The organism is Chelatococcus sp. CO-6, assembly GCF_001271345.1.
GTDB classification, from domain to species: Bacteria; Pseudomonadota; Alphaproteobacteria; order Rhizobiales; family Beijerinckiaceae; genus Chelatococcus_A; species Chelatococcus_A caeni.
This window is the reverse complement of record NZ_CP012398.1, coordinates 1,120,116-1,139,953: the sequence shown is the minus strand read 5'-3', so window position 1 is coordinate 1,139,953 and position 19,838 is coordinate 1,120,116. Positions and strand designations below refer to the sequence as shown.

15 protein-coding genes are annotated in these 19,838 nt (G+C 66.4%); 10 read left to right on the top strand and 5 right to left on the bottom strand.

What is annotated here, in order from left to right:
* Nucleotides 1-6 precede the first annotated feature (6 nt).
* The 8 genes from AL346_RS24975 (at nucleotide 7) to AL346_RS24960 (ending at nucleotide 12,324) form a co-directional block, all read left to right on the top strand.
* The gene (locus AL346_RS24975) at nucleotides 7-894 is read left to right on the top strand and encodes a tetratricopeptide repeat protein (protein ID WP_019403211.1); all 888 of its coding nucleotides are present in this window, start codon (nucleotides 7-9) and stop codon (nucleotides 892-894) included.
* A gap of 23 nt (nucleotides 895-917) precedes the next feature.
* Nucleotides 918-1,376, top strand: a complete 459-nt coding sequence (locus tag AL346_RS05355) for a hypothetical protein (protein WP_082312602.1) — start codon at nucleotides 918-920, stop codon at nucleotides 1,374-1,376.
* A gap of 131 nt (nucleotides 1,377-1,507) precedes the next feature.
* On the top strand, nucleotides 1,508-8,899 hold the full coding sequence (locus AL346_RS05350) for a hemagglutinin repeat-containing protein (RefSeq protein WP_053193345.1): 7,392 nt from the start codon (nucleotides 1,508-1,510) through the stop codon (nucleotides 8,897-8,899).
* Nucleotides 8,896-9,186: a hypothetical protein gene (locus AL346_RS24970; protein WP_156332692.1), complete on the top strand. Its 291-nt coding sequence runs from the start codon at nucleotides 8,896-8,898 to the stop codon at nucleotides 9,184-9,186. The genes AL346_RS05350 and AL346_RS24970 overlap by 4 nt, the downstream gene beginning before the upstream one ends.
* A gap of 223 nt (nucleotides 9,187-9,409) precedes the next feature.
* Complete coding sequence (locus AL346_RS05345; RefSeq protein ID WP_197286603.1) at nucleotides 9,410-10,291, top strand: hemagglutinin repeat-containing protein; 882 nt, start codon at nucleotides 9,410-9,412, stop codon at nucleotides 10,289-10,291.
* A complete protein-coding gene (locus tag AL346_RS05340; RefSeq protein ID WP_053193340.1) occupies nucleotides 10,251-11,306 on the top strand; it encodes a hypothetical protein in 1,056 nt (351 codons plus the stop codon). The genes AL346_RS05345 and AL346_RS05340 overlap by 41 nt, the downstream gene beginning before the upstream one ends.
* Nucleotides 11,307-11,370: 64 nt before the next feature.
* Nucleotides 11,371-11,763, top strand: a complete 393-nt coding sequence (locus AL346_RS24965; RefSeq protein WP_156332691.1) for a hypothetical protein — start codon at nucleotides 11,371-11,373, stop codon at nucleotides 11,761-11,763.
* A 222-nt stretch (nucleotides 11,764-11,985) separates the two neighbouring features.
* On the top strand, nucleotides 11,986-12,324 hold the full coding sequence (locus AL346_RS24960; RefSeq protein ID WP_156332690.1) for a hypothetical protein: 339 nt from the start codon (nucleotides 11,986-11,988) through the stop codon (nucleotides 12,322-12,324).
* A gap of 240 nt (nucleotides 12,325-12,564) precedes the next feature.
* Here the strand turns inward: AL346_RS24960 and AL346_RS05335 are convergent, their stop codons facing one another.
* Both AL346_RS05335 and AL346_RS05330 read right to left on the bottom strand, forming a co-directional pair.
* A complete protein-coding gene (locus AL346_RS05335; RefSeq protein WP_019403344.1) occupies nucleotides 12,565-14,784 on the bottom strand; it encodes a xanthine dehydrogenase family protein molybdopterin-binding subunit in 2,220 nt (739 codons plus the stop codon).
* A 3-nt stretch (nucleotides 14,785-14,787) separates the two neighbouring features.
* Complete coding sequence (locus AL346_RS05330; RefSeq protein ID WP_019403345.1) at nucleotides 14,788-15,240, bottom strand: (2Fe-2S)-binding protein; 453 nt, start codon at nucleotides 15,238-15,240, stop codon at nucleotides 14,788-14,790.
* A gap of 442 nt (nucleotides 15,241-15,682) precedes the next feature.
* Between AL346_RS05330 and AL346_RS05325 the strand changes: the two genes are divergently transcribed.
* Nucleotides 15,683-16,702, top strand: a complete 1,020-nt coding sequence (locus AL346_RS05325; RefSeq protein WP_019403346.1) for an AraC family transcriptional regulator — start codon at nucleotides 15,683-15,685, stop codon at nucleotides 16,700-16,702.
* Between the two features lie 238 nt (nucleotides 16,703-16,940).
* Here the strand turns inward: AL346_RS05325 and AL346_RS05320 are convergent, their stop codons facing one another.
* Complete coding sequence (locus tag AL346_RS05320; protein WP_026015333.1) at nucleotides 16,941-17,291, bottom strand: helix-turn-helix domain-containing protein; 351 nt, start codon at nucleotides 17,289-17,291, stop codon at nucleotides 16,941-16,943.
* 159 nt (nucleotides 17,292-17,450) lie between these two features.
* On the opposite strand from AL346_RS05320, the gene AL346_RS05315 reads away from it, so the two are divergent.
* Nucleotides 17,451-18,185 carry an SDR family NAD(P)-dependent oxidoreductase gene (locus AL346_RS05315; protein ID WP_026015334.1) on the top strand — a complete coding sequence of 245 codons (735 nt, stop codon included), beginning with the start codon at nucleotides 17,451-17,453 and terminating at the stop codon, nucleotides 18,183-18,185.
* A 214-nt stretch (nucleotides 18,186-18,399) separates the two neighbouring features.
* Here the strand turns inward: AL346_RS05315 and AL346_RS05310 are convergent, their stop codons facing one another.
* On the bottom strand, nucleotides 18,400-18,861 hold the full coding sequence (locus AL346_RS05310) for a DMT family transporter (protein WP_019403349.1): 462 nt from the start codon (nucleotides 18,859-18,861) through the stop codon (nucleotides 18,400-18,402).
* Nucleotides 18,858-19,805, bottom strand: coding sequence for an alpha/beta fold hydrolase (locus AL346_RS05305; RefSeq protein WP_019403350.1), 948 nt, complete (start codon nucleotides 19,803-19,805; stop codon nucleotides 18,858-18,860). Before AL346_RS05305 ends, AL346_RS05310 begins: the two co-directional genes overlap by 4 nt.
* Nucleotides 19,806-19,838 lie beyond the last annotated feature (33 nt).

Genomic DNA, 19,838 nt, shown 5'->3' with positions numbered 1-19,838 from the left:
CTTTTCATGCGCCCTTCGGTCGCGCTCGCCGCCATCCTCCTGACAGCCACCGCGGCTGTCGCCCAGCAGACACCGGCCGGGTCGCCCGCCACCCCGCCGGCGAAGGACAAGCGCGCGGCGGCGGCGAAGGCTGCGGACAAGGCTCCCGCAGCGCCGGCCGCAGACGCCCTGGCCGCGGGCCTTGCGGCGCTGGAGAGCAAGGACTTTTCGACGGCGCTCGCGCGCTTCAATACGGCCTTCAACGCCGGCGCGCCGGACGGGGCCTTCTATCTCGGGCGCATGGTCGAGCTCGGCATCGGCGTCGAGGCGAGCTTCGACAAGGCGCGGGTGCTCTATCTCGCCGCCGCCGACAAGGGCTCGGCCAAGGCCATGAACCGCCTCGGCCTCATGCATTACCGCGGCGAGGGCGTGCTGCAGGACTATGCGGCGGCGCAGGAGCTGATCTGCGAGGCGGCCGGGAAGGGCGATGCGGACGCCGCCTTCAACTGCGCCGGGCTCTTCGCCGAGGGCAGAGGGATCGACAAGGATCCGGCCAAGGCCCGTGCCTGGTACGAGAAGGCGGCCGCCGAGAACAACATCGGCGCGCTCAACGCGCTCGGCTTCATCTGGCGCGACGGCCTCGGCGTCGACCGGGATCCAGGGAAGGCGGCGGATTATTTCGGCAGGGCCGCCGCCCTCGGCAATCCGGTCGCCCTGTTCGAGCTCGGCGCCATGTACGAGGCGGGCCTCGGCCTGCCGCCCGACCTCATGAAGGCGCACGTCCACTACAACCTCGCCGCCGCCCGCCAGCACCCGGGCGGCACGGAGGCCCTCGCCCGCGTCACGGCCGGGCTGTCCCCCGAGGACGTCACAAAGGCGCAGGCCGAGGCCAAGGCGTGGAGGGCGGCGCGGTGAGCGCGAATTTTCTGCCGGCGCCGATGCCCGGCCATTTACGGAAGAAGATGATGACGACTGTTCTTGGACGGGCCGGGGCGCTCGTTGTGATCGTGTCCGCCGGTCTCGCACTGTCCGGCTGCGGCGGGCGTGAGGCGAAGCCCGTCCCCGCGACCAATGTGGCGGACGTGTCGCTCGATTGCCCGGCAATCGCGCGCGAGTTCGAGGCCAACGAGCGCCAGATCGTCGCGACGATCAAGGAAAAGGACAGCGCCAACGTCAAGAACGCGGTTTTGGCGACGACCGGCGTCGTCCTCTTCCTGCCCGCGCTCTTCTTCATCGATCCGAAGTCGCCGGAGAAGGTCGAGATCGACGCGTTGCGCAACCGCAACCGCGTGCTCGAGGACATCGCCAGGACCAAGCGCTGCCCGGCTCCGGAATCGACCCTGGCCGAGGTCTACGCCCGTCTCGACGGCATGCCCGAGGCTCCTCCGGAGCGCTGAGCACCATTCCGCCACGCCTGTTCGCCCGCCCACGTCCGAGATCCCTCCCGATGCGTCCTTTTCCTGTCGATGCCATGCGTCCGAGCGCCCGTCCGGCTGGGTTTCGCCTGTCGCGGATCGGAGCCTCGCTCGTGGGGCGGGCCGGCGGCCTTCTGGCGGCGGTGCTGGTGGCGTTGCAGCCGCTGACGGCGGGGTTGGCTGAGGCGCAGGTGATCACGGATCCGACGGCGCCGATCGAATTCCGGCCGCGGGTGGGGGTCTCGCCGCGCGGGGCGCCCGTGGTCGACATCACGGCGCCGTCGCTGGGCGGGCTCTCGCACAACAAGTTCCGCGCGTACAACGTCGACACGCGCGGCCTAATCCTCAACAACTCGGGGCTCGGCGGCACCTCGGTGCTGGGCGGCGAGATCGGCGCCAACCCGAACCTCGTCGGCCGGCGGCCGGCGAGCGTCATCCTCAACGAGGTCACGGGCACCGCGTCCTCGCTGCTCAACGGCCCGACCGAGGTGTTCGGCGCCAAGGCCGACGTCATCGTCGCCAACCCGAACGGGGTGACCTGCCGTTCCTGCGCCTTCCTCAACACCGGCCGGGTGACGCTGTCGACCGGCGTGCCGGTGCCGGACTACACGACCGGCACGGTCGGCTTCGCGGTGCGGCGCGGCACCGTGTCGATCGAGGGCACCGGCGTCTCGGCGCCGGACGGCGCCCTTTCCCGCATCGATCTCGTCGGCCGCCAGCTCGCCATCGACGGGGCGGTGACGGCGAGCGAGCGCGTGCGCCTGAGGGCCGGCGCGGTCCACTGGGACCAGCAGAGCGACGTCGCGACGCCGCTCGCCGGCGTCGACATCCCGGTCGTCTCCGGCCCGGCCATCCGCTCGAGCGCGGCGGGCACGGTCAGCGCCGGCAGCATCTCGGTGCTGTCGCGCGACCTCGACCTCGGCGTCCATCTCACCGGCACGCTGAGCGCGGGCGAGGGCGACCTCGTCGTGCGCTCGCTCGGCGACCTGTCGCTCGCCGGCGCCGCGGCGGCGGGCGACCTCGACCTCAAGGCGGAGGGCGCGCTCAGCCTCGCCGGGGACCATGCCGCGGCCGGCCGGCTCACGGCGCGCGGCCGCGACGTGACGGTGGCGGCGGGGGCGCGCCTCGCCGCCAACGAGCACATCGTCGCCGAGGCGATCCGCTCGCTCGACAGCCGCGGCACGCTCGCCGCCGGCGGGGCGATCAGCCTGCGCGCGTCGGGCACACTGTTCGCCACGGGCACCGCCTCGGCGCTCGGCAACGTGGCCATCGAGGCCGATGACGTCACGACCGACGGCTTCGTCGCCGCCGGCCGGCACATCTCCGTCTCGGGCCTCGGCCGCATCCGCCTCGACGCCACGGGGCTCGCCGCCGAGACCGACGTCACCGTCGCGGCGCCCGACCTGACGCTCGGGGAGGGGACGGCCTTCTCGGCGCCCGGGCGCGTTACGCTTGCCGCGCGCGAGACGCTGACCAACGCCACGGTCCTCGACTATCCCGATCTTGCGCTCACCGTCGGCAAGCGCTTCGAGAACCGCGCCACGGGCGCGCTCGTCCAGGATCACCTGGCGCTCACCGCGAGCGAGGCCATCGTCAATGCCGGCACGCTCTACGGTCGCCTGACGGCGACGCTGGCGAGCGACGTGCTGACCAATGAAGCGGGCGGCGTCGTCTACGGGCCGGAGCTGACGCTCGCCGTCGCCGGCGACCTCACCAACCTCGGCCGCATCCTGTCGCCGCGCAGCCTCGCCATCGTCGCCGGCGACGTCACCAACACGGGCGGCGTCATCGCCAGCGACGGGGCGCTGACGCTGCGCTCCGCCTCCTACCGCGCCGGCTCGGCGGCGAGCCTCCTGTCGGCCGTCACGGCGGACCTGATCGTCGCCGGGGCCTTCGACAACGGCGGCCGCGCCATCGGCGCCGAGAGCCTCGCGCTCGCCGCCGGCTCCCTCGCCAACCGCGCCGGGGCGAGCCTTGCGGGCGGGCTCGTCGCGCTCGCCGTCACGGACAACGTCGACAATGCCGGCGTCATCGAGGCGCTCGGCCTCGTCGAGGCCGAGATCGGCGGGGTCCTCGCCAATGCGGGCCGCATCGAGAGCGGCGGCGCCATCGGCATCGCGGCGGGCGGCACCATCGCCAACAGCGGCACGGTGAAGGCGGCCGGCGATATCTTCCTGGCGGCCGCCGGGCTCACCAATGCCGCCGGCGCCCATGTCGAGGGGGACAATGTGACGCTGGCGCTCGCCGGCGCGCTCGTCAATGCCGGCATCGTCGATGCGGCAGGCGCCCTGCAGCTTGAGGCGGCGAGCCTCGACAGCCGCGGCACGGCCGGCAGCCTCGCCGTCCTGTCCGGCAAGACCCTGACGGCGCTCGTCGCCGGCCATCTCGCCAACCGCGCCCATTCCGTCCTGCAGGGCCGCGACGGCGCCGCCGTCCAGGCGGCCACCACCGACCTCGACCTGACGCGCGCCGGCGGCGCCGATCGCGGCACCTTCAACTTCGGCAAGGACCTGGCGCTCACCCTGACGGGGCAGGGGCTCACCATCGGCGCCGGCGAGCAGCTGATCGTCGACGGCAGCCTCGCGCTTGCCGTGGCCGGCAACCTCACCGTCCTCGGCACCATCGCCTCGCGCTCTTTCCTCGGCCTCGCCTCGACCGGCGGCTCGATCCTCGTCGGCCGCAATGATCCGGGCAATCCCGGCGGCGGCGTCCTGTTCACCCGCGGCGATGCCGACATCCGCGCGGCCGGCGACCTCAGGAACCACGCCTCGGTCATTGAGGCGCTGGGCGACATGGCGATCACCGTCGGCGGCACGGTGCTCAACACCCGCACCGACGTCGGCATCTCCAACCACGACTACGTCATCCCCGGCGGCACCGACGCCTACGGCAACGAGAAGACGCAGTACGAGACCTCGGGCGCCGCCACCATCCAGGCCGACGGGCGGCTCGCCATCCGCGCCGGCGCCGTGCGCAACCTGGCCTCGTCCATCATTGCCGGCACCGACCTCGTCATCACCGCCGGCACCGTCGAGAACCTCGCCCGCACCCTGACGATGACGCAGACCGCCATCCGCAAGGGCGTGTTCTACGGGCCTTATGTCTATGCGGTGGGCGAGACGCCGGCCCTCTTCCATGCCGGCGGGGCCTTCGGCGCCAATGCCAGCGGCAGCTTCACCAATACCGGCACGGTGCAATCCCAGACCGCCCAGATCAAAGCGCCGGCGATCACCATCGGCATCACCGACCGCAACCTGCCGACGGCGGCGCCGCGCCTGCCGGATGCGGCGATCGACCTTGCCGCCTATGCCGGCGCCGTTGCCGCGCCGAAGCCGGTCACCGTCGGAGACGTCACCTTCCTCAACGGCGCGCCCATCCCCGGCGGCACCGACGAGCGCAGCCCGGGCTGGATCCTCGCCGAGGTCGGCGACGTGCGCGGCCCGATTACCGTCTTCGCCGACCCGACCACGGAGCGCCGCCTCATCCGTGAGGCGCTCATCGAGCAGACGGGCCGCGCCATCCTCGACCCCGCCTACCGCAATCCGGTCGAACAGCAGGAGGCGCTCTACCAGGGCACGGTCGCGTTCCTGAAGGCCAATCCCGACATCCGCCTCGGCCAGGCGCTGAGCGACGATGAGAAGACCCGCATCGCCGAGCCCATCCTCTGGTACGAGGAAGAGCTCATCGACGGCCGTCCGGTCCTCGTGCCGCAGCTCCTCCTGCCCGAGGACCGGCTCGGCGAATGGGTGAAGGGTGCCGGCGGCGAGCTCATCGCCGGCGACATCCTCCTCGAGGGCGAGAGGGTGCACAACACCGGCGCCATCCTCGCCGAGAATACGCTCACCATCACCGCCGGGGAGTTCCTGAACGAGCAGCGCGCCGCCTGGACAGCGCAGGGGCGCTACGCCTGGCAGGAGCTGCAGTCGGGCGGCCTCATCGTGGCCGACAGCCTCCTCATCACCACCGAGCGCGACCTCGTCAACCGCGGCGGCGTCCTCAGCGGCAACGACAGCCTCGCCCTGAAGGCCGGCGGCGACGTCATCCTCGAGGCGCAGCAGATCGCCAACAGCCTGTTCGAAGGCTCGAAGAAGCGCTGGACTCGGATCGACACCGTCGAGCACGCCGCCGGCCTCGTCGCCTCCGGCGGCAACCTCACCATCGCCGCCGGCGGCAATCTCATCGTCGCGGGATCGACGGTGGCGGCGGCGGAGGATGCCACCCTCGCGGCCGGCGGGGAAATCGTCATCTCGTCCGTCGTGGACGTCACCGACGTCGCCGCGGGCGGCAGGAAGGGCAACGCCCTGCGCCGCTCGTCCTTCGGCTATAGCGAGCATGAGGAGCGCAACGTCGCTTCGCTGATCTCGGCCGGCGGCAATCTCACCGTCGCGGCGGCCGGCGACGTCACGGTCGTGGCGAGCCATCTGGCGGCCGGCGAGGACCTCCTGGTCGCGGCGGGTGCCGGCGCCGACGGCCGCGAGGATGCCTCCGTGCGCATCCTCGCCGGTGAGGATGTGCGCGACACGGCCTACTGGAAAAAGACCTCCGGCGTCGGCCTCCACTTCGGCGACGGCTGGATGGACGTCTACCGCTCGAAGAAGGTCGCCGCGACCACGGCCGAGGTCGACAACGTCGCCTCCTCGCTCACCGCCGGCGGCAATGTCGACATCAGCGCCAAGGGGGACATCGACATCGTCGGCTCGGCCATCGCCGCGGTGGAGGAGGCGCGCCTCGCCGCCGGGCGTGACGTCACCATCGCCCCGGGGATGGAAGCCGAGGGTTCGACCTATTCGCGAAAAGTCTCCGGCGTCGGCATCGGCGTCTCCGCCGGCAACGGCTCGGTCTCGCTGTCGATCGGCGCCCATCGCGACAGCCTCTATCAGGCGCACGAGAAGACGGTCGCCGAGGCCTCGCTCATCCAGGGCGGCAGCGGGGTCGTCATCACCGCCGGGCGCGACGTCACCGCCACCGCGGCCGACATCGTCTCCGGCGGCGACATCGACATCGCCGCCGGGCGCGACCTTGCGCTCCTCGCCGCCACGGAGGTGGAGCGCGAGCTCGAGATCCGCAAGCAGAGCTTCGTCGGCCTGAAGGCCGAGGTCAGCCAGAACGTCTCGGGCGCGCTCGAGCAGCTGAAGGGCGCCGCCTCCACCTTCAACTCCGGCTACGGCAACGACGCCTACAAGGCGATCGGCATGGCCTCGGGGATCATGCAGGGGGTCGACGCCGCCCTGCAGCTGTCGAACCCGACCCTCTCCGGCTCGATCACCGCCGGCGCCTCCTCCTCGACGAGCCGGCAGTGGGCCTACGGCGAGACGGCGCGGCCGACGACGCTGACCGCCGCCGGCGACCTGACGCTGACCGCCGGCCGCGACATGCACCTTCAGGGCACGCAGGCGATTGCCGGGCAGGACCTCATCCTCGACGTCGGCCGCGACCTCCTCGTCGAGAGCGCCCAGTCCGGCTACGGCTCGTTCCAGTCGTCCTCGTCGAAGAGTTTTGGGGTGGGCGCCGGGTTCAGCCTCAGCGCCCAGGGCGGCTTTACCGTCGGCCTGACCGCCAACGGCTCCATCGCCCATGCCCGCGACCAGATGAGCGGGCTCCAGAACCTCAACGCCCGGCTCGATGCCGGCGAGACGCTCACCATCGTCACCGGGCGCGATGCGACGCTCGCGGGCGCCAACGCCACCGGCCGGGACGTGCTCCTCGACATCGGCGGCGACCTCACCGTCGCCTCGCGCCAGGACACCGGCCACGGGGCGAGCCGCTCCAGCAATATCGGCGGCAGCGTGTTCGTCGGCGTCGGCACCAGCCCGGTCTCGGGCTCGATCTCGGTGGGCGCGGGCCGCGGCTCCTCGGACCATGCCTGGGTCAGCGATCAGACGTCGATCGTCGCCCGCGACACGCTCGACGCCCGCGTCGAGGGTCACACGCAGATCGACGGCGCGGTCATCGCCTCGCTCACCGGCGACCTCGTCCTCGACACCGGCACGCTCGGCTTCTCCGACATCCACGATCATGACAAGGGCTCATCCTGGAGCGCTCAGGCGGGGATCAGCTTCGCCATCGACCGTGACGGCAAGGGGCAGAAGGAGCCGGGGGCCGGGCAGGGAGCCCCTTCTGCCGGCGGCGACAAGCCCGGCTACACGGCGACGGGCGCGCCCACCGGCGCCAGCCTGTCCGGACACGTCGCCAATTACGACCGCGAGCAGGAAACCCGCGCCACGGTCGGTGCCGGCGAGATCATCATCCGCGACACGGAGAACCAGGCCCAGGACGTTGCGGCTCTCAACCGCGACCTCGACAAGGCGCAGGCGATCACGAAGGACGAGCGCTCCGGCGTCGAGTTCTACGTCTCCTCGTCCGCCATCCAGGAGATCGCCTCGGGCTTCGCCGGGATCCGCGACAACCTCGACAAGCTCGGCAAGGCGGCTGCCGAGGGCTTCCCGCAACTACCGGCTGATATCGTCGGTGCGCTCGCTGCCATGCAGCTGGTGGGCGGCACCCTGGTCGATGCCCTGTCGAGCCTGTTCGACACCCGCAGCGATATTGCTGCCGCGACAAAGGCCGAAGCGCTCGATCTGATGGGCGAGGTGCTGGACGGCAAGCTTCCCCGTGCCGCCCTGCAGGCCTGCGCCAGCCAGGGCGGCTTCAACCTGCTCGATTTCCTCATCGGCCCTGCCTACGCCGGCGTCTGCGAGCAATACAGCCGGGAGGCCATCGACCTTTGCCTCGACGGGCTCGACAAGCTGCGCTCGGCCATCGCGCCCTACGGGGCGCCGATCGTGGATTATTTCGCCGATCGTATTGCCGCCGATCCGGACGGCTTCGCCAAGGCAATGCGCGCGCTCGACCTGCTGCCGTCGGGCCTGATCATGGATCAGTTCGCCGCGGAAGCGAGGCAGGCGTTCGAGAGAAGCGGCGGCCGCGTCGAGGACCTCGCCGATGCCATGGGGACGTTCCTGGCGAAGCAGCTCGTTGCCCTCGGCAACGGCGAGTTCAGCCCCGAGGTCGCCACCGGGCTGATCGCCGCCGCTGTGATCGCATCGATGAAGTTCGTCTCCAAGGACGCGCGCGCTGGCTTTACCGCCAAGATTTCTGATACCGTGCGCGAGCTGTACGGCGCTGTGAAGGGGGCAAATAGAGCACAGCTTATTGATGATCTGGTAAGGGGCGGAACCAAGATCACACCTGCGAATGTGGTTGATATCCGCAGGCTTCCGGACGGAAGAACAGTCTGGATTGAAATAGGCAGTGATTCTGCAGGATTGCAGCATATTTATAAGAGACATGAAGTTGATTTCGTTAATAAAGGAATACCTCGCGAGAAGATACAGACGGTCGTTATGAATGCTATTGAACAAGGAAGTATTGTAGGAACGAACGGATCAGCAAATGTCTACCGCACTATACACAACGGTGTCGAGCAGTATATAGCGATTGGTATTGGATCGAATGGATTTGTTGTTCGAGCAAATCCGGTCAGCACTTGGAAGCCATTGCCATGATGACGGTACGGCTTGCGAATGAGTATCTGGCGGGGCCTGTCTTCTGTCCCGACTCGGAAAAAATGGGTCATATTGATGTTGATGATCTCCCCATTTCGGAGGAGCTGAAGCGAGCCATTCTAGCTTGGGACGATGAGTATCAGGCGACTTTCAACAGCGAATATCCGCCTGATTCTGGCTTTAAGTCGTCTGATCTGGAGGCGGTCCATATTATAAAAGGTGCCGAGCTAGCCAAGCGATTACAGAAGGAGCTCGGTAACAACTATACTGTGGAATACAAACCATGATTCTGTGGTTGCGCTTTTCGCGGACGGACAGTCAACGCAAAAGCGCTCGCCTTCGTCAAGCTCGCCTCCATCCGCCTCATAGGAGCCCGTCCCTAAAGGGTTGAGCGGCTGGGGCCGGACCTGCCTTGGGACGCCCCCGAAGGGAAGCCGGCCAGTACCCTGTCCGCTTGGCCCTAAATAGGGCTGGCAGGCTCCGTTCGCACACAACCGGGTGAGCGCCGCGGTGAAGCGGAAGACGGAGGTGTCTTCAGGGCATCTTCGACGAACGACCTTGTGGTCACTCATTTGGGCTTCCGACAGTAGCAGGGCGTTGGGCGGCCCTCACCGTCGCCTGAACGCCCGGCTCGATGCGGGCGAGACGCTCACCATCGTCGCCGGGCGCGATGCGACGCTCGCCGGCGCCAACGCCACCGGCCGGGACGTGTTCCTCAACATCGGCGGAGACCTCACCGTCGCCTCGCGCCAGGACACCGGCCACGGGGCGAGCCGCTCCAGCAATATCGGCGGCAGCGTGTTCGTCGGCGTCGGCACCAGCCCGGTCTCGGGCTCGATCTCGGTGGGCGCGGGCCGCGGCTCCTCCGACCATGCCTGGGTCAACGACCAGACGTCGATCATTGCCCTCGACACGCTCCACGCTCGCGTCGAGGGCCACACGCAGATCGACGGCGCGGTCATCGCCTCGCTCACCGGGGACCTTGTCCTCGACACCGGTACGCTCGGCTTCTCCGACCTCCACGACCACGACAAAGGCTCGTCGTGGAGCGCTCAGGCGGGAATCAGCTTCGCCATCGACCGTGACGGCAAGGGGCAGAAGGAGCAAGGGACCTCGCCTGCCGGCGGCGACAAGCCCGGTTACACGGCGACGGGCGTCCCCACCGGCGGCAGCCTGTCCGGCCACGTCGCCGAGCATGACCGCGAGCAGGAAACCCGCGCCACGGTCGGTGCCGGCGAGATCATCATCCGCGACACGGAAGAACCAGACCCAGGACGTCGCAGCGCTGAACCGCGATCTCGACAGGGCGCAGGAGATCACCAAGAACGAGCGCTCCGGCGTCGAGTTCTATGTGTCGGACACGGCGGTGCGGGAGGCGATCAAGGCTGTTGAATTCGTCGGCAAGACACTGGCCGAGATCTCCACCGGCGTGTTCGGCGAACTGGGGCGGCAGGGGAACGCCACGTTCTCCGATCTCGCCGCTGCCAAGGAGCGGGGTGCGCTCAGCGATGCTGATATTGTCGCGCAGCTGGGTGCCTGCAACCCGAGCCAGGGCTTCAACCTGTTCGACCTGTTCATCGGCACCGCACATGCTGCCGGCACGTGCCAGGTCAAGACAGCGGACGGGCAGACCATCACCTTCTCTGGCGACGATCGCCAGAAGTGCCTTGAAGCCTACATGGCTATGATGGCTGCCCGGCCGGATACCATCCAGCAGATCATCGGCGGATTGACCCTCCTCAACGGCTTCGCGGGACCTCTCGGCAACCACGCCGCGATCTACGGCGACGGGCCGGTCATCATCGGCACGGATGAGAACGGAGGCAACTTCGGGGCAGTCGACGAAAGCGGTCGCCTGCTCTATCAAAACCGGCTAACCGGTGAGTACTTCTTCGCCAATCCCAATGATCCGCGCGATCAGAAGGTCATCGACACGGCCTTCGACATCGCGGGGATAATCGCCGGCGCCAGCGCCGCGTCGAAGGTGCGCTTCAGCACTGCTCCCAGTGCTCAGATACCAGGAGCTGCACAAGACACCGCCACCCGCTTTCTTGCCAGAGCAGATGGGGCCATTCTGGACACGTCAAAAATTGCCATTCCGGGCCCAAATAACAGCCCCTTCGGGAAAATCGACTATTTGCTCGGGAAGGTAGCATATAGCCAAGACAGCCTAGGGAAGGGTGGATATTTTAAGGATTATCTCGGCTTTGCGGGAGACGACCTTGGCGTTGCATTGACAAATCAACTTAAGGATAACTTTGGGTCGGCCTCTGTAAGGGGCTCAAAAATTGAGGTATCGTCTGAGATAACAGGGCCAAATGGAGTGACGGCAGGCGTGAAGTCCGTTTGGCAAGTTCGCAGCAATGGCAGTATTGAACTAATTACAGCGCTCCCGGCCAGGAGGTAAATAAGAAATGAGGTCGTTTTCTCTGATTGCCCACCAATTAGCGCTGACTCTCTTGGAGACGGAATTGAACGGCGAGATGTCTATTTATAAAGTTGATGTAGATGGCCTTATAATTGGAGAATGTGAGTTCATTTCGGCCTATACGCCTCGCTTCTCCGTTTCGCGTTCTGGGGATATTTCGGTATACGCTGGCCGGAATTGGATATTTATTAAAAATAGAACGCTTGCCAGGCTCTTCGAGGGAGAGGATATTCAAAGAATATACCTTAATTCGGAGGGCGTTTTTATTATATGTGACTCCGTTGTAATATATAGAAATATGTCGAATATGGATTTTTCGAAGACTCTACTTGATCATGATGAATTGATCGTCTCCTCTGTTGCGTCTGGCGGTAAGATTATCGTTACTGATTTCCGGGGACGAGAATATCGCATCGACAGTGACTTACGCGGCTGATCTACGGCTGTGTGCCCGGCGGTTTCGGCAAGGACTTCTCAGGCCATGCCTCGGCCAGTGACCAGATGGCACTCGTCGCTCGGGAGATGCTCGATGCCCGCGTCGAGGGTCCAATCTATGAATATTCGTTCAACGGCCAAACGCACCGAATGGCTATCACTGTTGGGAGCAACGGTTTCATTGTCGGCGCCAATCCCACTTCGTTGCCGTGAGGGGCGAGAGATGAAATCGAAGGTACGTAAAATCAAACTGATGGCCGACTATGACTGCTGGCCTCTTTGGGATCTTGACGAAATCCGAAATGTCAATCCTGAGACTTTGCCACTTTCAGCGACGCTGAAAGCGGCCCTCGAAGCATGGGCAGCAAGCTACAGCGAAACGTTGGATCGCGATAATCCAGTAGAATCTGGGTTTTCTTCCAAAGCGGCCGCTATCGCCTTCAACAAAGAAGGGCGGAGGCTACGGGATCAGTTGAAGGTGGAGCTGCCCAGCTTTCAAATTGTCTATTTCGATAATGAGCTTTGGCGAGATCCTAAGCGAGCGTCCTCTTTCGGGACCTGACTCTGACCGTCGGCCGCGACCTCCTCGTCGAGAGCGCCCAATCCGGCTACGGCTCGTTCCAGTCGTCCTCGTCGAAGAGTTTTGGGGTGGGGCAGCAGGCGAGCTTCAGCCTGGGCGCTCCGGAAGGCTCGCGCGGCTCGCTCGGCATCGGTGCCTCCGGGTCGATAGCGCATGCCCGCGACCAGATGGGCGGGCTCCAGAAAGGCATCGCGGGCAACTTGCGCCGAGAGCACTCGGATTTCAGGCGCCCAATGCCTCCAGCACCCGCTCGGTCAGGAACGGGTAGTGCCGGAGCCGTACGCCGCCCGTGAGGCGCGCCACCGCGTTGGCGATTGCCGGCCCGACCGGCGGCAGGCCGACCTGGCCCATGCCGCCGACGGGACTCCCGGATGTCGGGACGATGGCCACCTCGATGTCAGGTGCCTCGGACATGCGTATCACCCGATAGGTGTCGAAGTTGCCTTCCTGCACCTCGCCATTGACGATGTTGATCTGCTCGAACAGTGCGTGGCTGATGCCATTGGCGATGCCGACGATCATCATGCCTTCAATGTGTACCGGCTGGATCGCCACCCCCGGGTCCACCGCACACCAGACCTTGTGCACCCTGATCGCACCGGTTTCCCTGTTGAGCGACACTTCGGCGATTTGCGCGCAGTGGGAGCCGAAGGCGTCGGAATAGGCGAGCCCCAGCGCCCGGCCGTCGCGCTTCCGATCCCATTCCGCCATCGCCGCGACGGTTTCGATCACGTTGCGGGCCCGGGGCTGTTCGGGGAGGAGCTTCAGCCGGAGCTGTACGGGATCGGCCCCCGTGGCCGCCGCAACTTCGTCGATGACGCATTCGATGCCGAACCTGGTGTAGCCGACCCCGACCGCGAACCAGAAGCCGATGTCCAGACCGTTGTCCTGGCGGATGTATTCGATCCGATGGGCCGGGACGGCGTAGTTGAACTGCGCCCCCTCCGTCACGACGTCGTCATGCCCACCCCGGCTCGCGAACAGGTCGGGCATTGTCCGGGCGAAAATGGAATCCGCCACGATGCGATGCCGCCAGCCGAGGATGTTGCCGTCGGCATCGAGCCCGACCTGGATGTGCTGCGCCTCGAGAGGCCGGAACTTGTCGTGCCGGATATCGTCCTCACGGCTCCAGATGACCTTGACCGGCCGGCCCTCGACCTCCCTTGCCAATGACACCGCATCGACGATGAAGTCCGCCTCGGCCTTGCGGCCGAAGCCGCCGCCGAGGAGAGTCGTGTTCACTTTGACCCTGTCGGGGGTGGTGCCGACGACCTCCGCGGCAAACCTCTGGGTATGCGTCGGGCCCTGGGTCGGCGCCCAGATTTCCACGCTATCGCCCTTCACAAGCGCCGTCGCGTTCATCGGTTCCATGGTCGCGTGACAGACGAGATCGCTCATATAGTCGGCCGTGATGACCGTAACGGCTCCCGCGAGCGCCCCCTCCGCATCGCCTTCCGAGAGCGCCTCGACGCCCGTCTGCGAGAGGTCGCGCCCCACGCTGCGGTAGTGTTCCAGCAGGCTGCCGCTCGTATAGCTGCGGACCCGCGACGACCTGCTCCAAGTCACCTTGAGCAAATCCTTGGCCCGCTGCGTCGCCTCGACCGTCTCGCCGATGATTCCGACGCCGTAGGAGAGCGGAACGATCTGCACCACGCCCGGTACGGCCCTGCTTTCGGCGTCGTCGATGGCTTCAGGCCGCTCGCCCTGGACTGGCGCCCGCAGGACCGTGCCGTAAAGCATGCCGGGGCGCTGCACGTCCATGCCGTAGATCGCGGAGCCGTCGACCTTCGAGGGCACGTCGACACGCTGGACCGTGCGCCTGCCGATATAGCGCCATCGATCGGCCGGCTTCAGATCGGCCTCGGTCGCCTGCGGCAGCGGATCGGGGAGCGCGCCATCGGCGGCGATCTCGCCGTAGCCGAACGAGCGGCCGGAGCGTGCATGCACCACCCTGCCGGGCTCCGTCGTGAGTTCGCCCACCGGCACGTTCAGCATGCCGGCCGCGCTCGCCAGAATGACCTTGCGGGTCTGCGCGCCGGTCAGCCGCAGCAGGTCGTAATAGCCGCGCGTGGATTCGCTGCCGCCCGTGAGCTGAATGCCATAGAAGCCGGGATTTCCATATTTCTCCGCATCGGATGGAGCCTGAACAATGCGGATCCTGTCCCAATCGGCATCCATTTCTTCGGCGATGAGAAGCGGCAGCGTGGTCATGATGCCCTGGCCCATTTCCGAGGCTGGCGACATGATGCTGACGATGCCGTCGGCCGCGATGGTCACCCAAGCGTTCGGGCGGTAATTGCCCTCGGCGGCCGGCGCCACTGCGGCACCCACGGCCTGCCCGGGTAGGCCGCCGAAGGCGACCGCGACGCCGAAGCCGCCCGCCGTGATCAGGAAACTGCGCCGCGAAAGCGTGCGGCTGTGAAGCTTGATCATCTTGATCATGTCTCAGCCCTCCCGCGCGGCGCGCTGAATCGCGCTGATGATCCGCACATAGGTTCCGCAGCGGCAGATGTTGCCGTCCATGTGCTCGACGATCTGCTCGCGCGTGGGGTTGGGGTTGCTCTCGAGAAGAGCCGCCGCCTGCATGATCTGCCCGGACTGGCAATAGCCGCATTGCGGGACCTGCTCGGCAATCCAGGCCTTCTGAAGCGGATGGCCGGCATCCGGCGACAGGCCCTCAATCGTCGTCACTCGCCGCCCGGCCACGTCCTCAAGCCAGGTTACGCAGGAGCGCGTCGGCGCGCCGTCGACATGAACCGTGCAGGCTCCGCACTGTGCGATGCCGCAGCCAAACTTGGTGCCGGTGAGCTTCAGATGCTCCCGGATCACCCACAGAAGCGGCGTGTCTGGCGCGGTGTCGACGTCCACCGCGCGTCCATTGATCGTGAACGCGGTCATGAATGCATCTCCCGGGGGATTTTCGAGATAGGCGGTGATTGCCGCACCGGGTGTCGTCGGGGACGATGGCGGTCATCCGCCGCAACCACCTCACGCGGCGCGGCCAAGCGATGGCACGCGGCGGCGGCCGATTCCGTTCCGGCCAACCTGAGGGCTGTGACAGCTGCTGTGGTGTTGTTGAAAGAGCCGCCTGCTGCCGGCTCCCTTTGCAGCTACCGCCGATGCAAGTATACAGCAGACGAGCTGCGGTGATCAGTTGAAGGTCTGCGGGATTGCGGGGCGTTGTGTCTATATCTATTTAGTGCTTTCGTTGCCGTTGACAAAAAAAGTTAATTCCTCTGACGGACTGCTTGTCTGTTTGTCTCATAAACTATAATCACTGGGATGAGTTCTATCTATGCTAGGATGTCCATATTATCTTCGCGATCGTCCAGGAGGATTCATGGACCCGCTGTCAGACGTGCTGTCCTTGCTCAAGCCGCGCAGCTATGTGTCCTCCGGTTTCGATGCGGGCGGCGACTGGTCGGTCCAGTTCTCCCATCAGCAGAACCGAATGAAGTGCTACGCGGTGATATCGGGTGAATGCTGGCTGCTCGTGGAGGATATCGCTGAGCCCGTGAGGCTCCGAGCGGGCGACTGCTTCGTATTGCCGAGCGGCCGGGACTTCCGGCTCGCCAGCGACATGGCCTTGACGCCTGTTGATGCCAGCGCGTTCTTTCCGCCGGCCAACCCGGGCGGTGTTGTAACGGTCAATGACGGCGGCGACTTTTTCCTGGTAGGCAGCCGCTTCGCCGTGAGCGGCCGAAACTCGCCCAGCCTTCTCCGCATGCTTCCGCCCATCGTCCACATCCGCAGAGAGCCTGAGCAGAGTGCGTGGCTTTGGTCGGTCGAGCGTATGCGGCAGGAGTTGCGTGAGCGGCGTCCGGGCAGTTCGCTCATTGCGCAGCATCTTGCGCACATGATGTTGGTCCAGGCCCTGCGGCTGCATCTGGAGGAAGGGCCGGCCGCCGGCGTCGGATGGTTCTTCGCCCTTGCGGACAAGCAGCTCGGCGCTGCGATTGCCGCCATTCATGCCGATCCAGCGTGTCGCTGGACCCTTCAGACACTCGCCGAGCGCGCCGGCATGTCGCGATCCAGCTTTGCCCTGAAGTTCAAGGTGACGGTCGGCGAGACGGTTATGGACTACGTGTCGCGCTGGCGCATGATGCTCGCCGGCGACAGGTTTGAGAACACCAATGACCCGGTCTCGGCCGTCGCGCTGTCGCTCGGCTACGAGTCGGAAAGCGCCTTCAGCACAGCCTTCAAGCGAGTCATGGGATGTACGCCGAGACAGTATAGGCGCGGTTCGCCTCCCGCGTCCCGTTCCACTGACGGCCAAGTCGTCGGCCAAGCCACCGGCCAAGTCACCCGCCAGGACGATGCCCAGAATGGGAGGCATCGGTATTCGGAATCGCGCGTTTGACAGCGCTCGACGGCGCCTGTTCGAGCGGAGGGCCATCCCCCGCTGATTGGCTTCCGACGTGTCGCACCGAGCGCTGCAATCACCGCGCAGGCGCAGCCGAAGCGGCGGCGGTGCCGGCTCCTAGCAGGTTAATGGCGTCAAGCGATCAGCCGAGCCAAGGATTGGCGCAGAGAAGCGGGAAAGACCTTGCGCGGCCAGCGGGCCGTCGAGCGCCTTGCCTGTGGGCCAAGCGGATTGATCAGCTTTCCCGCTTTTCCCGCCGAGCGAAGATCCGGCTCACCTCCGCCAGGTTCTGCGTCCCCCAGGTGCAGAGCGGTACGAGGGCTTCGGCCAGGCTGACGCCCAAGGGGCTCAGGCTATAATCGACCCGAGGCGGGACCTCCTTGTAATCGGTCCTCTTCACCAGACCATCGGCCTCCAGCTCCTTGAGCTGCTGGATCAGCACCTTGTCGCTGACATCGCGCACGGCGCGCCGCAATTCGCCGTAGCGGGTCGGCCCACGCTGGGCGAGGAAGTAGAGAATCAGTGGCTTCCACTTGCCGGCGATGACCCGCAGCGTCACGTCGAGGCCGCATGTGAAACCGGCCAGCGCCGGGGTGCGGGCATGATCGGGCGGCGAAGCGTCCGTCACCGAGGCGGTCGGGTCTCGATCATCCAATGACATTTCTATGTACTTACCAAAAGGTGCATACTTGTCAATAGGTGTATGCCCCGCCAGCTTAGTGCGACGTCATTCAAGGAGCACGTAATGAGCAGATTGCAGGGTAAGACGGCGGTGGTGACAGGGGGCGGAAGCGGCATCGGACTTGGGGCCGCCAAGCGGTTCGTCGACGAAGGCGCGTTCGTCTACATCTTCGGGCGGCGGCAGGCGGCGCTGGACGCCGCCCTGGCGCAACTGGGTCCCAACGCCCGCGCGATGCGGGGCTCGGTCACGGACATGGCCGATCTCGACCGGCTGTACGAGACGGTGAAGGCCGAGCGCGGCGGCCTTGACATCCTGCTCGCCAACGCGGGGACAGGGTCTTTCGCGCCGCTCGGCGAGATCACGACCGACCACTACGACCAGATCTTCGACCTCAATGTGAAGGGGCTGGTCTTCACGGTGCAGAAGGCCCTTCCGCTGATGAAGGAAGGCGCGTCGATCATCCTGACCGGTTCAAGCACGGGCGTGATGGGAACGCCGGCCTTCAGCATCTACAGCGCCACCAAGGCGGCGGTTCGCAACCTGGCGCGCAGCTGGGCACTGGATCTTCGTGGCACGGGTATCCGCGTCAATGTGCTGTCGCCGGGGCCGATCAAGACAGAGCTGGCGCTCGAAGTCGTGGGTGAGGAAGGAATGGACGCGCTGGGGGCCACGACGGCGCTCGGGCGCATGGGCGATCCGGCGGAAACTGGCGCGGTCGCCGCGTTTCTGGCGTCCTCCGACAGCAGCTTCATGACCGGCGGCGAGGTATTCGTCGATGGAGGCCTGGCGCAGGTCTGAGGCGGCCGATCGCCCGCGCGGGAGCGCTTCGATCATTACGGTTGCGGAAGGCGGCGCATATGCGCCGCCCAACCTCCAAACGGGATGCCGAGCGCCTTGCCGTTGATGGCGGAGCCGGCGCAGTGCACCCGCGCCGGATGCCGCTCTGCCCCGAACAGTTGGCGTGGCCTGATGGTCGCCGATCCAAGGCGATGATTACTCCGCCACGCTGGCGTCAGTTCGAGCGCGCGGGGCTGGAGGACAATGCAAGGATGATCGCGCCAGCGACGATCAAAAGCGCGGCGACGATCCGCGCAACTGTCGGAGGCTGCGCCGTGAGACCGAACCATCCGCGCGCGTCGACGGCTACGGATGCCAGGGCTTGCCCCGCGACCATCAGGGCGACCATCGTCATGGCTCCGATTCGGGGCGTGGCCGCCGCGGCCGCGAAGAGCACAATGGCGCCGCAGAAACCTCCGCCCCAAGCCCACCATGGCGCCTGCCACGTTGCTCCCGCCCATCGACCGTGCCCCGCTATCAAACCAGCGACGGAAAGCACGACCGCGACGCCCAGAGCGGAAAGAGCCGTGGCCCAGGTCGTTCCACCGACGCCCTGCGCAAGGCGGGCGTTCATCGCGGCCTGAACGGGCATCATCGCGCCGCCGGCCATGGCGAGCATGAGATAGAACCCGTTCATGCGAAGCGCTCCGTGCGTATGGACGCCGGCTCGAAGAACGCGAGAAGCTCTGCCGCAATCTCGTCGGGGCATTCCTCGGGCATGTAGTGGCCGCAGTCGGAGACGGCGCGGCCCCTGACGTCGCGCGCGAGCGGAGTCAAAGCCTCGACCATGGCCTCGCCAAGGCCCCGTTCCGCCCCGAGGACATGAAGGGGAATCTCGAGTGGTCTCTCCGCGCGGCTCCGATTGGCGGCGATGCCTTCGGCGGAGAAGGCCGCTTTGTAATAGGCGGTCGCCGCGCGGATCGCGCCCGGGGCCGCCAACTGGCGCGCATATTCGTCGATATCGTCAGCCGTGAAGGCCCATGGGCGGACCGACTTCGCTCGAAACAGCCACGTCAGGAACGCGTGCTCCCGGCCCGCCAGCAATAGCTCGGGCAAATCGTCAAGCTGGTTGAAAGGAAAGTGCCAACTGCGCAGATGGCCTTCCCGAACGCCGAGGTCGACGCGGGCGGCCGAAAGGCCCGGAATGAGCGCGTCGAGAAGCGCCAATCGGCGAATGTCGGATCGCCAGTCCGACGCATAGGCGTAGGCGATCCAGGCCCCGACATCGTGTCCTGCGACATCGATCGGACCGCTTGACAAGAGATCGAGCGCCTCGACCAGGCCATGGATATCCGCCGCCACGGTGGCGAGGTCATAGCCGTCGAGCGGGCGGTCGGATTCTCCTGTCCCGCGTGGGTCGACCGCGATCACCCGGCGTCCGGCTTCGACGAGAAGCGGCATCACGTGGCGCCAGGCGTACCAGGTTTGCGGCCACCCCGGGATCAGCAGGATGGGTCTGCCTTCTCCGCCCTCCACATAGTGGAGATGCAGATCCCCCACGCGGGCTGTGCCGTGACGAAAGGCCTGCGGAAACGGCAAGGGCTTCGCAGCTGCCGGGGGCGACTGGCGTAACACGTTCATGGAAGGCTCCCTGGTTAGGAAATGATCATTTCC

Excerpts from the sequence above, each read along its gene's own strand:
- AL346_RS24975 (WP_019403211.1), top strand. The coding sequence starts at position 7 with ATGCGCCCTTCGGTCGCGCTCGCCGCCATCCTCCTGACAGCCACCGCG.
- AL346_RS05355 (WP_082312602.1), top strand. The coding sequence starts at position 918 with ATGCCCGGCCATTTACGGAAGAAGATGATGACGACTGTTCTTGGACGG.
- AL346_RS24970 (WP_156332692.1), top strand. The coding sequence starts at position 8,896 with ATGATGACGGTACGGCTTGCGAATGAGTATCTGGCGGGGCCTGTCTTC.
- AL346_RS24960 (WP_156332690.1), top strand. The coding sequence starts at position 11,986 with ATGAAATCGAAGGTACGTAAAATCAAACTGATGGCCGACTATGACTGC.
- AL346_RS05335 (WP_019403344.1), bottom strand. The coding sequence starts at position 14,784 with ATGATCAAGATGATCAAGCTTCACAGCCGCACGCTTTCGCGGCGCAGT.
- AL346_RS05330 (WP_019403345.1), bottom strand. The coding sequence starts at position 15,240 with ATGACCGCGTTCACGATCAATGGACGCGCGGTGGACGTCGACACCGCG.
- AL346_RS05325 (WP_019403346.1), top strand. The coding sequence starts at position 15,683 with ATGGACCCGCTGTCAGACGTGCTGTCCTTGCTCAAGCCGCGCAGCTAT.
- AL346_RS05315 (WP_026015334.1), top strand. The coding sequence starts at position 17,451 with ATGAGCAGATTGCAGGGTAAGACGGCGGTGGTGACAGGGGGCGGAAGC.
- AL346_RS05310 (WP_019403349.1), bottom strand. The coding sequence starts at position 18,861 with ATGAACGGGTTCTATCTCATGCTCGCCATGGCCGGCGGCGCGATGATG.
- AL346_RS05305 (WP_019403350.1), bottom strand. The coding sequence starts at position 19,805 with ATGAACGTGTTACGCCAGTCGCCCCCGGCAGCTGCGAAGCCCTTGCCG.